Here is a 15,172-nt window from a genome sequence, read left to right on the forward strand (position 1 = left end):
TACTGGACTTTTTAGTGCAAAATGCAAAAAAATATCCGTGAGTATTGATTCGTATGGCCGTTTTTGTGTCATACTATTTAGGCTTGAAGCCATCCTAATAAAGTCAAAGGAGTTATCATGAACAAGTATCAAGTACTGCTGGGCACCATCGCTCTGAGCTCAACCCTGCTGGTTGGTTGTGCAAACACCTCTAAAATCGAATCTGACGTTCAGACCCTGACTGGTAAAGTTGACCAGCTGGCTACTGAAATCGGTTCTCTGAAAGACGGTCAGGGCAAACTGGCTGCTGACGTTGCTGACGCTAAAGCAGAAGCTGCTCGCGCTAACGCACGTCTGGACAACCTGGCTACTTCTTACAAGAAATAATTATTTCTTTAAGAATAATCCTCTTGATGTGGCACCGTTTATCGGTGCCTCATCATTTTCCGGCGTCTGAAAATTTCCCTCTGCTCTGCCATCTGTACACTTCCTCTGTGCCTTCTGTCTGATAATGTGTTTCTGCGTTCTGCGTTCTGCGTTCTGCGTTCTGCGTTCTGCGTTCTGCGTTCTGCGTTCTGCATGGATAAAAAAACCCCGCCGCAGCGAGGTCTTGTCTTTTTATAACACGCAGCGTAGCGCTTACGGATTGATCTGGGTTGGCATACCGGAGCGATCTTCCAGCGCCTGTTTTACCACCTGGGAATCGGTATCCGCTTTGGCAATGAAACGGCTGACGGCCGGCGACAGAGTCAGGGTTGACGGTGCCGGGGAGTTCAGTTCTTCAAAAGTGCGAGACAGTGGCTGATGTACTTCGATGTAACGGCGACCATCCGGCTCATGGGTCACTTTCACCGGCTGATTCACAAACTGCACGCGGGTACCGACAGGCACTGAGTTGAACAGATGCTCGATATCCTCATTACGCAGACGCACACAGCCGTGGCTCACACGCAGACCGATACCGAATGGTGCGTTCGTGCCGTGGATGGCATACAGGTTGCCGATATACAGTGCGAACAGCCCCATCGGGTTATCCGGACCGGCAGGCCATACGGCAGGTAACGGCTCACCTTTTTCCGCATATTCACGACGTACCTTGGCGGTCGGGGTCCAGGTCGGGTTAGCTTTTTTGCGCTGTACCGAGGTGACCCAGTTTTCCGGTGTGTCGGTGCCCAGTTGGCCGATACCGATCGGCAGGACTTCCACGGTGTTTTTGCCTTTCGGGTAGTAATACAGACGCATTTCCGCCACGTTGATCACGATGCCCTGACGTGGGGTATCCGGCAGGATCAGCTGGTGCGGGACGATTAGCGTGCTGCCCGGATGCGGTAAATACGGGTCAACACCCGGATTGGCTTCCATCATGCCGCTCAGGCCGATCTGATATTTGGCCGCGATTGCTTCTAATGGTTGCTTGCTGTCTGCCGGTACCACATATTCCACGTTCTGACCGATGAGGCGGCTGTTGGCTTCTGGCAGCTCGTATTCAATAGCTGATGCGGACAGGCTGGTCAGCATCAGACCACACAGCAGAGCTGGCATGGCGTTGCGCATGATGTTCATAGAGATCCTGTAGTTATTTCTTTATCAAAACTGATTGGGTTAGTACTTTTCTGTTGGTCTTTTTTGATGCTCAGTCTATTGGCCGGAATCTGATCCCAACCAAGGTGCGCATTTTGCCCTGTCTGTGCAATATTTCAACTTTATGATACCGATCACGGCAAAATGAGACTCTATCTTCATCTTTCATGGTTAAAAAATCGTTTTTTCCGAAGATTATGTCGCAGCGGATAGTGATGCGGTGTCGCTTTCCTCTATTATCGAAGGATTAGTACGGATACAGGTCACCGCCATGTTCAGGGTTTATCATTCCAATCAGCTGGATGTGCTTAAAAGTCTGTTAGCGCATCTGATTCAGAGGTCGCCACTGCAACCGGTACTGGCGGCGGAAACCATTCTGGTACAAAGTCCCGGCATGGCGCAGTGGCTGAAGCAGGCGCTGGCGCAGGAGATGGGGATTGCGGCCAATATCGTCTTCCCGCTGCCGTCGAGCTTTATCTGGCAGATGTTTCATCAGGTCCTGCCGGAGGTGCCGCAGGAAAATCCCTACACCAAGCCGGCGATGCTGTGGCGGCTGATGCAGTTGCTGCCGCAGTGTCTGGATGATGCGTTGTTTGCATCGCTGAGCGGCTATCTGGCGGAGGATCCCGATGGCCGCCGTTGTTATCAGCTGGCCGGTCGTATCGCCGACCTGTTCGACCAGTATCTAGTGTACCGTCCGGACTGGATTGTGGACTGGGAGCGCGGTGGTGCGCTCGGCGCGGAGGCGCAGCCGTGGCAGCCAGTGTTATGGCGCCAGCTGGTGGCGCTGACCGAACGGCAGGCCAGCCATCTGCATCGTGTCAATTTGTTCAGCCGTTTTATTGAAACCCTGCAACAGGGGCGGCCGGGGGCCTCGTTGCCGGAGCGCCTGTTTGTGTTCGGTATCTCTTCCTTACCGCCGCATTATCTCGAAGCGCTGGTCGCGCTTGGCGCGCATTGCGATGTTCATCTGTTCCTGACCAATCCGTGCCAGTATTACTGGGGCGATGTCCAGGAAGAACATCAGGTGAACCGCCGTATTCTCGACAAGCTGCTGGCGCAGCGGCGGGCACACTGGCAGGCCGAACATCAGCAGACCCCGTTACTGCCGGAAAGCGACTGGCAGCGGCTGTTTAATGCCGAAGGAGAACAGCAAGGCAATCCGTTGCTGGTGTCGATGGGTAAGCAGGGACGCGACTATCTGGCGCTGATTGCCGAGATTGACGCGGCGGAAATCGAAGCCTTTGCCCCGTTGCCGGAAGATAACCTGCTGCATCGGATCCAGCAGGATTTACTGGAGCTGCGTGATGGGACCAATCCCGACGCACGGCCGAAGCGGACGGTCGATTTGCATGATCGCTCACTGGCTATCCATGGCTGTCACAGTCCGCTGCGGGAAGTGGAAGTGCTGCATGATCAACTGCTACAGCGCTTTGCGGATGACCCGACGCTATCGCCGAAAGATGTGGTGGTGATGGTGTCTGACATCAACCAGTACGGCCCGTATATTCAGGCGGTCTTCGGCAGTCTCGGAGAAGAGCGGTTTATTCCCTACTCGATTTCGGATCGCGCGGCAACGCAGGAGAGCCCGCTGCTGCAGAGCTTCCTGACGCTGCTGGCGTTACCGGATCTGCGCTGTACGGCGACGGAACTGCTGGAGTTGCTGGCGGTGCCGGCGTTGCTGCGCCAGTTCGGACTGGAAGAGGCGGATCTGACCACCTTGCGCCGCTGGTCGCAGGAATCCGGCATTCGCTGGGGGTTGGCGGCAGAGGACGGCGTGCATTTTGACGTGCCTCCGCGCGAGCGGCATACCTGGTCATTCGGGCTGGAACGGATGCTGCTGGGGTATGCTTCCGGCAGCGAACAGCTGTTTGGCGGCGTGGCACCCTATACGGCCGTGGAGGGGCAAAGCGCCGTCAAACTCGGTCAGCTGGCGCGGTTTATTCATGACATCATCGAGCTGAGAGATGAACTGGCCGGGTCGGCCACCATTGTCGGCTGGCAGGAAAGGGTGGAGCGGATCTTACTCAATTTTTATCTGCCGGAAGATCAGCTCAGCGACGAGGATGCCCAGGCGCTGCAACTCATCCGTACCACGATGCAGCAGTGGCTGGCGCGTCTCACCGCGATGCCGTTTACCGACACTCTGCCGCTGACGGTGTTCCATGATCACCTGCAGGGAGAGCTCAATGCTGTACGGGGCGGGCAGCAATTCCTCGCTGGCCGCGTCAATTTCTGTACGCTGATGCCGATGCGGGCCATTCCGTTCCGGCTGGTCTGTCTGCTGGGCATGAATGATGGGCTCTATCCGCGCAGTCAGCCACCACTCGGCTTCGATTTGATGGTCAATCAGGCGCGCAAGGGTGATCGTTCCCGTCGTGAAGATGACCGTTATCTGTTTCTGGAGGCGCTGCTGGCGGCCCTGCAACAACTCTATATTTCCTATGTCTCGCACAGCGCGGTGGACAACCGCAGCCGGATGCCGTCGGTCCTGGTGACCGAATTGCTGGAGTATTGCCAGCGCAGTTTCTGTCTGGAAAGCGATAGCGGCCTGGCGGAAACCGATCAGGAAGAGAACCTGCTGGGCGCCCTGCTGACCGAACATCCGCTGGTGGCCTACGACGCCCGTTATTATGAGCCGCAGGCGATGCAACCTGCCGCGCGTTATTTCAGTTACGCCCGGGAGTGGTTGCCGGCGCTGCAGAGCACCACCAGCGGAGACGTGACCTTCCTTGATCAGAAACTGCCGCTGCCGGAAGAGCTGGATGCGCAGCACATCGCGCAAATCGAGCTGGCCGACTGGCTGCGTTTCTTTCGCAATCCGGTAGCCGGCTTTTTCCGCCGTCGGCTACGCGTACAGTTTCTGGAACGGGAGACAGCGCTGGCCGATGAAGAGCCGTTCTGGGTCAACAAGCTGGATCAGTATCAGTTGCGGACCCGGTTGTTGCAGTATCAGCGTGCCCGGGTGCCGGAGGCGTTCTGGCGCTCCCGTCTGCTGGCAGAGGGGGTGTTACCCGATGGCGCGTTCGGTGAGCTGGCCTTGCAACAGGACGCTGCAAATCTCGCGGAACTGGTGACGGCGCTGGCCGGCTGGCCGCCGGAACAGGCGGAGCGACCCACCTTCCATATGGATTTTGGCCGTTGGCAGCTGCTGGGTTCGGTCGGCGATGTCTATCGCGGGCAGCTGGTCCGTTACCGGGTCAGTGCGCTGAAAGCCCGCTGGCTGGTGCCGGTCTGGCTGGAACATCTGGCGCTGTCGGCTGCGGGCCTGCTGTCGTTGCCAACCCGGCTGTTCACGCTGGAAAAGGATCAGTTACAGCAGTATCAGCTGGCGGTCGTACCGGTGGCACTTGCGCGAGAGACGCTGCAAGCCTGGTGGCAGGCGTTCCGTGATGGCCTGCAGGCTCCACTCTGCCTGCCGCTGGATACGGCCTGGACCTGGCTGGAAAAATCGGATGTGGCCGATGAGGGGGACTGGGTGTGCGGCGCGGATGCGGTTTTGCAGAAAGCCCGGGAAGCGGCGGAGAAAATCTATGCTGGCAATGGCGACTACCAGCGGGGTGAGGGGGAGGATATCTACTTTGGCCGGGTCTTCCCGACCCTTGACGATGCCGCCTGGGAGCAACTGGAAAGCACAGCCCGCCGTCTGCTGGTACCGCTGTATAACCACTGTGAGGAGATTCAGGCATGAGTACGCCGTTAGATATTCTTACCTTCCCGCTCAGTGGCTTGCGGCTGATTGAAGCCAGCGCCGGGACCGGCAAAACCTACACCATTGCCGGTTTATATCTGCGCCTGCTGCTCGGACACGGGACGGCGGAAAGCGGCTTTGGCGCACCCTTGCCGGTGGACCGGATCCTGGTGGTGACCTTTACCGAAGCGGCGACGGCCGAGTTGCGGGAACGTATTCTCAAGGCCATCCGCCAGTTGCGTCGCGCCATCGAGACGGGTGAAACCAGGGATAAACTGCATCGGGCGCTGATGGAAAGCTGTGCCGATCATCGTGACCTGGCACTGAAACAGCTGTTAACAGCCGAGCGGCAGATCGATGAAGCGGCGATCTTTACCATTCACGGTTTCTGCCAGCGGATGCTGACACAAAATGCGTTCGAATCCGGCTCATTGTTTGATAACGAGTTTCTGACCGAAGAACAGCAACTCCGGGCGCAGACCGTCGCTGACTTCTGGCGCCAGATCACCTGGCAGGCGGAAGTAACGCTGGCCGAGGGTTTGCTGAAACACTGGAAGGGGCCGGCGGATTTATTGCGTGACCTCAGTGCCCAGCTTGCGCTACCGGACATCACCTGTCGCGTCCGTACCACAGAAACACTGGCAGAGCGTCATCAGGCGATTGTGCAGCGCCTGGACGGATTACGCCGTACCTGGTTGCAGACCGATCTGGCGGCGCTGCAAGCGCTGATTGCGGATTCTGACCTGAAAAAACAGAGTTACCGCCAGGATTATGTGGCGAAATGGGTTGAGACCATTACCGCCTGGGCCAGTACGCCACAACAGGGGTATGCCTTTCCGGAAAAAGAGCTCCGGCGTTTTTCGACTGCGGACATGGCGGAGAAGAGCAAATCCGGTACAGCGCCGTCGCACCCCCTGTTCCGGCTGATTGATACGTTGCTGGCTGAACCCGGCGATATTGATGACATCGTGCTGGCACAGGCGCTGACCGCGATCCGTGAACGGTTGCAGAAGCAGAAACAGCGCAAACAGCAACTCTCGTTCGATGACCTGCTGGCGAATCTGGCGCGGGCGCTGAAGAGTGAGCGCGGGCAGGCGCTGGCCGAGCAGATCCGCGAACTCTATCCGGTCGCGATGATCGATGAGTTTCAGGATACCGATCCGCTGCAGTATCAGATTTTCGCGACACTCTATGAGCGCAATCCCGAGTGCGGCTTCTACATGATCGGTGATCCGAAACAGGCGATTTATGCCTTCCGGGGTGCCGACATTTTTACCTACATGCATGCCAAACAGCAGGTGCAAGCGCATTACACCCTGCAAACGAATTTCCGCTCGACCACCGAGCTGGTCGCCGGGGTGAATGCGTTGTTTGCACAATCGGCGGCTCCTTTCATCTATCAGCACAGCATTCCGTTTGAAGCGGTGCATGCCAATGGCAAGGAGGAAGGGTTCGTGTTGCTGCAGCGGCCGCAACCCGCCTTGCAATGCTGTTTTCCGCTGGCCGGACAGGGGGCGGTAATCGGGGGCGAATATCAGACCACGATGGCGAAAGCTGCCGCCGCGCAGATCCACCAGTGGCTGACCTGTGCCCAGTCGCAACAGGCGATGCTGGATGGCAAGGTGGTGCGGCCGAATGACATTGCGGTGCTGGTCCGTAGCGGCTATGAAGCCCGCCTGATGCAGCAGGAGCTGTCGGCGTGTGGTATTGCCAGTGTCTATCTCTCCAACCGGGAGTCGGTGTTTGCGCAGCCGGTAGCGCAGGATATTGCCCGGCTGATGGAAGCCTGCCTCAATCTGCAGGATGACATGCTGATACGCTCGGCGATGGCAACCACTCTGATGGGCTGGACGGTGACACAACTGGCGCAGCTCAATGATGATGAAACGCTGTGGGAGGACACCGTCGAGCGCATGCGCACAGCGGCTGGGATCTGGCAGCAACGCGGTATTCTGCCGATGTTGCGCCAGTGGCTGTTCTGGTATCAGATCCCGGAACGGTTGCTGAATCAGACCCAGGGCGAACGCATGCTGACCGATGTGCTCCATATCGGCGAATTGCTGCAGACGGCTGCGAATACGTTAAATGGCGAACATGCGCTGCTGCGCTGGTTGCTGGATCGGTGCGAGACCCCGAACGGCGATACCGACGAACAGCAGTTGCGACTGGATTCCGAACGGCAGCGTGTCCAGATCGTCACCATCCACAAATCGAAAGGCCTGCAGTACGGGCTGGTGCTGCTGCCGTTTATCTGTTCCTATCGCGCCAATGCCATCGCGCGTTATCACACGGACGATCAGGGTGTGGTGTGGGATCTGTCCGAACAGGATGCGTCGTGGGAGCGCGCCGCCGAAGAACGGCTGGCAGAAGATTTGCGGCTGCTCTACGTCGCCCTGACGCGTGGTATCTATGTCACCTGGCTGGGGCTGGCCGATTTGAAAATAACGAAAAAAGGCAAGGATGACCGGCCGGCGGCGCTGGATTACCTGTTTGCCGATGACTCGGCGACACCGCTGACATCGCGGCTGCAGCGCTGGATCCATCAGCACAACCGGCTGGATGAGGTTTGTGAGGTCGATCCGCTGCCGTATCCGGATATCCGCTATCAGCCGCTGGCAGAGAATACACCGGTACTGCAGGCGCGTCGCTTCACCGGTACGATTGAACGCAACTGGCGGGTCACTTCCTACTCGGCACTCACGGTGCAGCATGCGGCCGCGCCGCACAGTACGTCGGCAGAGAGTCCATCGGCAGAGCGCCCGTTGGAAGAGCGTCCACTAATAGAGAATCCGCCGGCAGCGTCTGCGGACACGGCAGAACCGGTTATCGTCATGGCGGCCGAACCTGACGCGCCGGTATACGACGTCTACCATTTCCCGAAAGGCGCGCGCGCCGGGACCTTCCTGCACAGTCTGCTGGAAGATCTGGATTTTCGCAGTGATGCCGACACGCGTCGCCAGTGGATTGAACAGCATCTGCAGGGAGTGCAGCTGTGTCGTGACTGGCAGGCGGAACACTGGTTCCCGACGCTGGAAGGCTGGCTCACCCAGATGCTGCACAGCGAGCTGTTCCCGGGATTATCGCTGGCGATGCTGGCGCCGTCGCAGTGCCTGAGCGAGATGGAGTTTTTCCTGCCGTTGTCGACCGTGTCGGCCGGGGCACTGAACCGGTGTCTGGCGGCGGGAGATCCGCTCTCTGCCCGTGCCGCTCCGCTGAGTTTCCAGGAGGTGCAGGGCATGCTGAAGGGCTTTATCGATCTGGTATTTGAACAAGATGGCCGTTTCTACGTGGTGGACTACAAATCAAACTACCTCGGCGATCAGCCGCAGGCCTATACCCGGGAGGCAATGGCAGAGGCGATGATTGAACACCGTTATGACGTGCAGTATCAGCTCTATACGCTGGCGCTGCACCGCTATCTGAAAACCCGCATCCCCGGTTATGACTATGACCGGCAGTTCGGTGGCGTGTGTTATCTCTTCCTGCGCGGGATGACGGGCGAAACCGGCAGTGGCGTCTATGCAACCAAACCGGAGAAGGCGCATATCGAACAGCTGGATCGTCTGTTTGCCGGTGAGGAGGTGGCCGTATGAGCGAACTGTTATTCCGCCAGCTGTTTCCGGTGCTTCGGGAACAGCGCTTGTTGCGTGACATTGATATCGAACTGGCCCGTACCTGCGCCCGGTTCGAGCCGGATGCGATGATGCTGCTGGCGGTCGCGCTGGTCAGCAACGAACTGGGACGGGGACATGTCTGTCTGGCGTTATCACACTGGCCGGAACGGCTGACACAGTGGCTGGCGCTGGTACCCGAATTGGCGCTGGCACTGGCCTCTTTGCTGCCGCGAGAGGTGGCTGCGCACCCGGAGCCGGTGCTGTCAGCCCGGTTCGCGGACAGTGCGCTGGTGTACCCGGTGACCTCTCCGGCCGAATTACCGGCACATGGCCGGCCATTCACTCTCTTTGCCGGACGGCTTTATCTCAGCCGCTATTATGCCTTTGAGCAGTTTGTGGCGGGCTGGCTGCAGCGGGCGGCGGTCACGAACGAGACGTCCGCGGCGGCGGGGTTGTCACAGCAACTGGTAAAGCTGTTTGCTCCCCAAACCGAAACCGACTGGCAGGCCATTGCGGTAGCGACGGCTGCAAGGGGTCGTTTCACCCTGATTTCCGGTGGCCCTGGTACCGGCAAAACAACGACCGTAACCAAGCTGCTGGCGCTGCTGGTGGCGCAGAGTGAACAGCCGCTGCTGATCCGGCTGGCGGCGCCGACCGGGAAGGCCGCGGCACGACTGACCGAGTCGATCAGCAAGGCCCGGCAGTCCCTGGCCGCGACCATTCCGGGCGCATGGCTGGCGGGTATTCCGACCGAAGCGAGTACGCTCCACCGCTTGCTGGGGGTGATCCCGGGGCAACCGGAATTTCGTCACCGCGCCGAGAATCCGTTGCCGCTGGAGGTGCTGGTGGTCGATGAAGCCTCGATGATCGATTTGCCGATGATGGCGCGGCTGCTGGCAGCGTTACCTCCCCGGGCGAAACTGATCCTGCTGGGGGATAAAGACCAGCTGGCGTCGGTAGAGGCGGGGGCGGTGCTGGGTGATATCTGTCAGTTTGTGACGCAGGGGATCAGCGCGGCGCAGGCCGGACGGTTACAGCAAGACACGGGTTATGCGCTGCAGGCGTATGTACAGACTGCAGGCCATCCATTACGCGACCGGCTCTGTCTGCTGCGCAAAAGTTATCGTTTTGATGCCCGCTCCGGGATCGGTCAGCTGGCTGCAGCCGTCAATCAGGGCAATGCGGCAGCGGTACAGGCGATATGGTCACAGGATTTTTCCGATATCCGGCTGCATAGCGATGAACAGCGTCTGGCCCATGCGGTGGCACTGGCTGCCAACGGCTATCAGCGCTATCTCGCCCATCTGCATCAGCCGATGGATGCCACGCGGGCGGTATCGCTACTGGCTGATTTCAACGATCTTCGCGTGCTGTGTGCGGTACACGATGGTCCGTGGGGGATCAACAGCATGAATGAAGCGATCGCGCAGCGACTGCATCAGCAGGGGGATCTGGTCCGCGAAGGCGACTGGTATGCCGGACGGCCGGTGATGATCACCGAGAATGATTACGGCCTCGGCCTGTATAACGGTGATATCGGCGTGGCGGCCAGTGACGGCGAGCGGTTGCGGGTCTGGTTCCAGTTGCCGGATGGCCATATTCACGGTTTCCTGCCAAGCCGCCTGCCGGCCCACGATACCGCCTGGGCGATGACGGTGCATAAATCGCAGGGCTCGGAGTTCAGTCATACCCTGCTGTTGCTACCGCCGGAGATGAATCCGCTGCTGACCCGCGAGCTGCTCTATACCGGCATCACTCGGGCGCGGCAGCGGCTGGATCTGTTTGCCACGCCGGACGTGCTGACGCGGATGGCCGGCAAAGCGACGGAACGCTACAGCGGGCTGGTCACCATGCTGGAGACAATGCAGCGATTGCATGACGCAGAATAACGACGCTGAACGGAATGTCGGATATCCTTATTTCAGGAATGTTGACATTCTGAACGGTTCAAATAAGATGTATGGACATTTAGACGTCCAAACATCTGTTTGCGATGACGCGGGAAGCGGAGCCTTCCGTCCAACAGGCCGAAAGGCAGGCAAGGAGTAATCATGAGTTTTGATAGCGCACGTCAGGTAGAAGCCCTGAACCAGAATCTGGCCGAGTTGAGCGGCGACATTAACGTATCGTTCGAGTTTTTCCCGCCAACCACCGAGAGCATGGAACAGACGCTGTGGAACTCTATTGAACGCCTGAGCAAACTGCAGCCCAAGTTTGTTTCGGTCACTTACGGCGCCAACTCCGGTACCCGTGACCGCACCCACAGCATCATCAAGGACATCAAGGAACGCACCGGTCTGGTAGCGGCGCCGCATCTGACCTGTGTGGATGCCACGCCGGATGAACTGCGTGCCATCGCGAAGGACTACTGGGACAACGGCATCCGCAACATCGTGGCACTGCGTGGCGATCTGCCACCGGGCGCGGACAAACCGGCGATGTATGCCGATGGTCTGGTGTCACTGCTGAAGAGCGTGGCGGATTTCGACATCTCCGTGGCGGCCTATCCGGAAGTGCATCCGGAAGCGAAAAGCGCCCAGGCGGATCTGCTGCACCTGAAGCGTAAAATCGACAACGGTGCGAACCGGGCGATCACCCAGTTCTTCTTCGACGTGGAGAGCTACCTGCGTTTCCGTGACCGCTGCGCCGCGATTGGCATCGAAGCGGAAATCGTGCCGGGCATTCTGCCGGTTTCGAACTACAAGACACTGGTCAAATTCGCCGGTTTCACCAATGTGAAGATCCCGCAGTGGCTGCATCAGCGTTTCGAAGGTATTGCCGATGACGATCAGACCACCCGTAATCTGGTCGGCGCGAGCGTGGCGATCGATATGGTGCGCGTGTTGTCCCGCGAAGGGGTGAAGGATTTCCACTTCTACACGCTGAACCGCTCTGAACTGACTTACGCCATCTGTCATACCCTGGGGGTACGTCCGAAAGCGTAATACCGCAGTGACAAAAAAGGCGCCATACCTAACCGGATGGCGCCTTTTTTAATGCCCGCCGGATGGCGGGCCGGGCTGACCGCGCAGGTTATGCGTTGTCGGCTTCTTCCAGCACTTTACGCAGACGACGCAACCCTTCCACGATCTTCTCCGGTTCGGTGTGACTGAAGTTCAGGCGGATATAGCCGTGCGGCGGATTCTCTTCGGCAAAGAAGGCTTCACCCGGCATGAAGGCAACGCCGGCCTCCAGACCGCGTTTCAGCAACGGGCGGGTATCCACGGTTTTCTTCAGCTTCAGCCAGAAGAACAGACCACCGGACGGCACCTGCCATTCGGCCAGATCCGCGAACTCACTCTCCAGCGCCGCGGCAAACGCATCACGACGCACCCGGTAAAACTCGCGCAGCCGCTCCAGACGCTGTGGTTTATCCGCCGAGTTCATGTATTCCAGTGCCAGCCACTGTCCCGGACGGTTGGTATGCAGATCCGAAGCCTGCTTCAGGCGTACCAGATGGGTGATCAGATCGGGATGCGCAATCAGATAACCGATACGCAGGCCGGGGATCAGTACCTTGGAGAAGGAGCCGAAATAGATCCACGGCGCTTTCTGCATGAAAGAACAGATCGGCGGTTTTTCCAGCTGGTCGTAGTCCAGTTCGCAATAAGGCTCGTCTTCAATCAGAGGCAGATTGTATTGATCCAGCAGGTTGGCCACGGCCTGACGGGAGGCCACGTCATAACAGGTTCCTGACGGATTCTGGAAGCTCGGGATCAGATAGGTAAAACGCGGTTTGTAATCGCGGATCTGATGTTCAAAATTGGCGATATCCGGGCCCTTGCTGCCCAGTTTGACGCCACGGCAATTCGCCTGAAACAGATTGAAGCACTGCAGGGCGGCCAGATAGGTCGGTGACTCGACCAGCACATTGCTTTCCGGGTCGATAAACAGTTTGGAAACCAGATCCAACCCTTGCTGGGAGCCGGACAGGATCAGTACCTGGTTGGCATCACAAGCGATCCCTTTTTTCCGGGCTTCTGCCGCAATTGCTTCACGCAGCTCCGGCTCACCTTCACTCATGCCGTATTGTCTGACTTTATTCGGCAACACCGACCAGTCCACATCCGGAAAACTGCCTTCGGCCGGCAGGCCACCGGCGAAAGAGATCACGTCCGGTTTCTGGGCACTGGCCAGGATTTCCCTGATGATTGAGGATGTTAGGTGTTGAATACGCTGAGCGAACATGCGACCTCCTGTCATGCCGGCATGAGTTTGTTTAATTGCTATTTCGGATGCATGACGATAAATTTTACGACATTACCGGTAAATACGTCAGCAAGGTTGACCTATCTTGCCAGCACACTAAGTTAAGTCAATATGGTTGACCCAAATAATCAGCAGTCGCTCAACGAAGCGTTAGAGTTGTTCCATTTCGCCTTCCGGGCCTTCACGACCGGTCCGGATACCATTCTGGCCGAGCAGGGCTTGCAGCGGGTACATCACCGTATTCTCTATTTTGTCGGGCGCAATCCGGCGATCAGCGTCAATGCGCTGCTGCGGATCCTGGGCGTCAGCAAGCAGGCGCTGAATGGGCCGTTACGGGCGCTGAAAGACCTGCAGCTGATCACCGCCACCGCGGATGCCAGTGACAAGCGCGTTAAACGGCTGATGCTCAGTCCGCAGGGGCGAGAACTGGAAAATCGTCTGTCGCAAAGTCAGCGGGAACTGATGACGGCCGTGTTCAATGACGTGGGTGAGGATGCAGAACTGCACTGGCGGGCGATCATGATGAAGCTGGCCCAGACGCAGTTTGCCGGTTTGCTGCAGCCGGACAGCCCCATGCTGCAGACGGCGGAAGAGGAATAGACGCTGCCGGGAACAACATTCCCGGCAGGATGGATGCAAGTTACGCTTTCGGTGCCGAACGCGGTTGCGCCGGACGACCCGTTGCCGGATTCGGTTTGCGTTTCTGCTGGCCGTTTCTGGCGGTGCCGGCACGCGGAGATGACATTTTGGCTCCTTCCGGTGCTTTCTTCGGCTGATGCGGCCGTGGCTGACCGGTGTGCACCGACAGCACCTTGCGTTTTTCGTGCGACTGCTCGCCATGCGCCGCCTGCTGGCGCGGTTCCCGTTCTGTCTGTGGTTGCTCTGCCTTGATCTTCGGCTTTTTCGGTTTCTTCGGTGCCTTGCTGATCTGGGCTTCGGTGGTCATCGCCACCGGATTCTGCGGACGGAAGCCGTCAAACTCTTCCCGAGGCAGGATCTGCTTGATCAGTTTTTCCACATCCAGCAGCAGCGGCTGTTCCTCGGCGCAGACCAGCGAAATCGCATGGCCTTCCATACCGGCACGACCGGTACGGCCGATGCGGTGCACATAATCTTCCGCGATATTCGGTAGTTCATAGTTCACCACCTGCGGCAACTGGGCGATATCGATACCGCGCGCGGCGATATCGGTCGCCACCAGCACCCGCACCGAACCATCTTTAAAGCCGGCCAGTGCACGGGTACGTGCGCCCTGACTCTTGTTGCCGTGGATCGCGGCCGCCTGAATCTCGGCTTTTTCCAGCTGTTGTACCAGCTTGTTGGCGCCGTGCTTGGTGCGGGTAAACACCAGTACCTGCTGCCAGTTGTTGCTCTTGATGAGATGGGTCAGCAGCGCCGGTTTGCGGCCTTTGTCCACCGGGCAGATGGTCTGCTTGATGGTCTCTGCCGTGGTGTTGCGCGGCGCCACATCGATCTGCAGCGGCTCGTTCAGCAGGCCCTGCGCCAGGGTGCGGATATCATCGGAGAAGGTGGCCGAGAACATCAGCGTCTGGCGCTGTTTCGGCAGCAGATCAATGATCTTGCGGATATCGCGGATAAAGCCCATATCCAGCATGCGATCCGCTTCATCCAGAATCAGTACTTCCAGCTGGCGGAAATGCAGCGCGTTCTGGTTATACAGATCGAGCAGACGACCCGGTGTCGCCACCAGTACGTCCGCGCCTTTGCGCATCGCCATCATCTGCGGGTTGATTTTCACACCGCCGAACACCACCACCGATTTCAGTGGCAGGTATTTACCGTAAGTGGTGACGCTGTCGGCAACCTGCGCCGCCAGTTCACGCGTCGGGGTCAGCACCAGCGCTCGGACCGCGTTGGCACGGGCCGGATGGCCATGGGATAAGCGGTGCAACAATGGCAGGGTGAAACCGGCGGTCTTCCCGGTACCGGTCTGCGCCGCCGCCATGACATCACTGCCAGACAGTACGGCAGGGATAGCTTGTTGCTGAATGGGGGAAGGCGTGTCGTAGCCTTTATCCTGAATCGCCCGCAGCAGCGGCTCGCTTAAACCCAGTTCGTTAAATGACATTAATAAAAA

The 15,172-nt window shown here is 58.4% G+C and carries 9 protein-coding genes; 6 read left to right on the top strand and 3 right to left on the bottom strand.

What is annotated here, in order from left to right; all coding sequences use genetic code 11:
• The first annotated feature begins 117 nt into the window (after positions 1–117).
• Complete coding sequence (locus HNR75_RS14255) at positions 118–366, top strand: LPP leucine zipper domain-containing protein (RefSeq protein WP_188027658.1); 249 nt, start codon at positions 118–120, stop codon at positions 364–366.
• A gap of 252 nt (positions 367–618) precedes the next feature.
• Here the strand turns inward: HNR75_RS14255 and HNR75_RS14260 are convergent, their stop codons facing one another.
• Complete coding sequence (locus HNR75_RS14260) at positions 619–1,542, bottom strand: L,D-transpeptidase family protein (RefSeq protein ID WP_188027659.1); 924 nt, start codon at positions 1,540–1,542, stop codon at positions 619–621.
• Positions 1,543–1,780: 238 nt separating this feature from the next.
• Between HNR75_RS14260 and recC the strand changes: the two genes are divergently transcribed.
• The 4 genes from recC to metF all read left to right on the top strand — a co-directional run bounded on the left by recC (position 1,781) and on the right by metF (position 11,810).
• Positions 1,781–5,251, top strand: a complete 3,471-nt coding sequence (gene recC / locus HNR75_RS14265) for an exodeoxyribonuclease V subunit gamma (RefSeq protein ID WP_188027660.1) — start codon at positions 1,781–1,783, stop codon at positions 5,249–5,251.
• Complete coding sequence (gene recB / locus HNR75_RS14270; RefSeq protein WP_188027661.1) at positions 5,248–8,844, top strand: exodeoxyribonuclease V subunit beta; 3,597 nt, start codon at positions 5,248–5,250, stop codon at positions 8,842–8,844. The genes recC and recB overlap by 4 nt, the downstream gene beginning before the upstream one ends.
• On the top strand, positions 8,841–10,754 hold the full coding sequence (gene recD / locus HNR75_RS14275; RefSeq protein ID WP_188027662.1) for an exodeoxyribonuclease V subunit alpha: 1,914 nt from the start codon (positions 8,841–8,843) through the stop codon (positions 10,752–10,754). The genes recB and recD overlap by 4 nt, the downstream gene beginning before the upstream one ends.
• 162 nt (positions 10,755–10,916) lie before the next feature.
• A complete protein-coding gene (metF, locus tag HNR75_RS14280) occupies positions 10,917–11,810 on the top strand; it encodes a methylenetetrahydrofolate reductase (protein ID WP_188027663.1) in 894 nt (297 codons plus the stop codon).
• Positions 11,811–11,898: 88 nt separating this feature from the next.
• On the opposite strand, the gene HNR75_RS14285 is transcribed toward metF, so the two are convergent.
• Entirely contained in the window at positions 11,899–13,053 is a 1,155-nt protein-coding gene (locus HNR75_RS14285; RefSeq protein WP_188027664.1) for an aminotransferase-like domain-containing protein, read from the bottom strand.
• Between the two features lie 132 nt (positions 13,054–13,185).
• Here HNR75_RS14285 and HNR75_RS14290 point away from each other — a divergent pair, with 132 nt between their 5' ends.
• Positions 13,186–13,674 carry a MarR family winged helix-turn-helix transcriptional regulator gene (locus tag HNR75_RS14290; protein ID WP_188027665.1) on the top strand — a complete coding sequence of 163 codons (489 nt, stop codon included), beginning with the start codon at positions 13,186–13,188 and terminating at the stop codon, positions 13,672–13,674.
• A 40-nt stretch (positions 13,675–13,714) separates the two neighbouring features.
• Here HNR75_RS14290 and HNR75_RS14295 read toward each other — a convergent pair whose 3' ends face one another.
• Positions 13,715–15,163, bottom strand: coding sequence for a DEAD/DEAH box helicase (locus HNR75_RS14295; protein ID WP_188027666.1), 1,449 nt, complete (start codon positions 15,161–15,163; stop codon positions 13,715–13,717).
• Positions 15,164–15,172 lie beyond the last annotated feature (9 nt).

It is taken from the genome of Tolumonas osonensis (assembly GCF_014202415.1).
Taxonomy (GTDB): Bacteria; Pseudomonadota; Gammaproteobacteria; order Enterobacterales; family Aeromonadaceae; genus Tolumonas; species Tolumonas osonensis.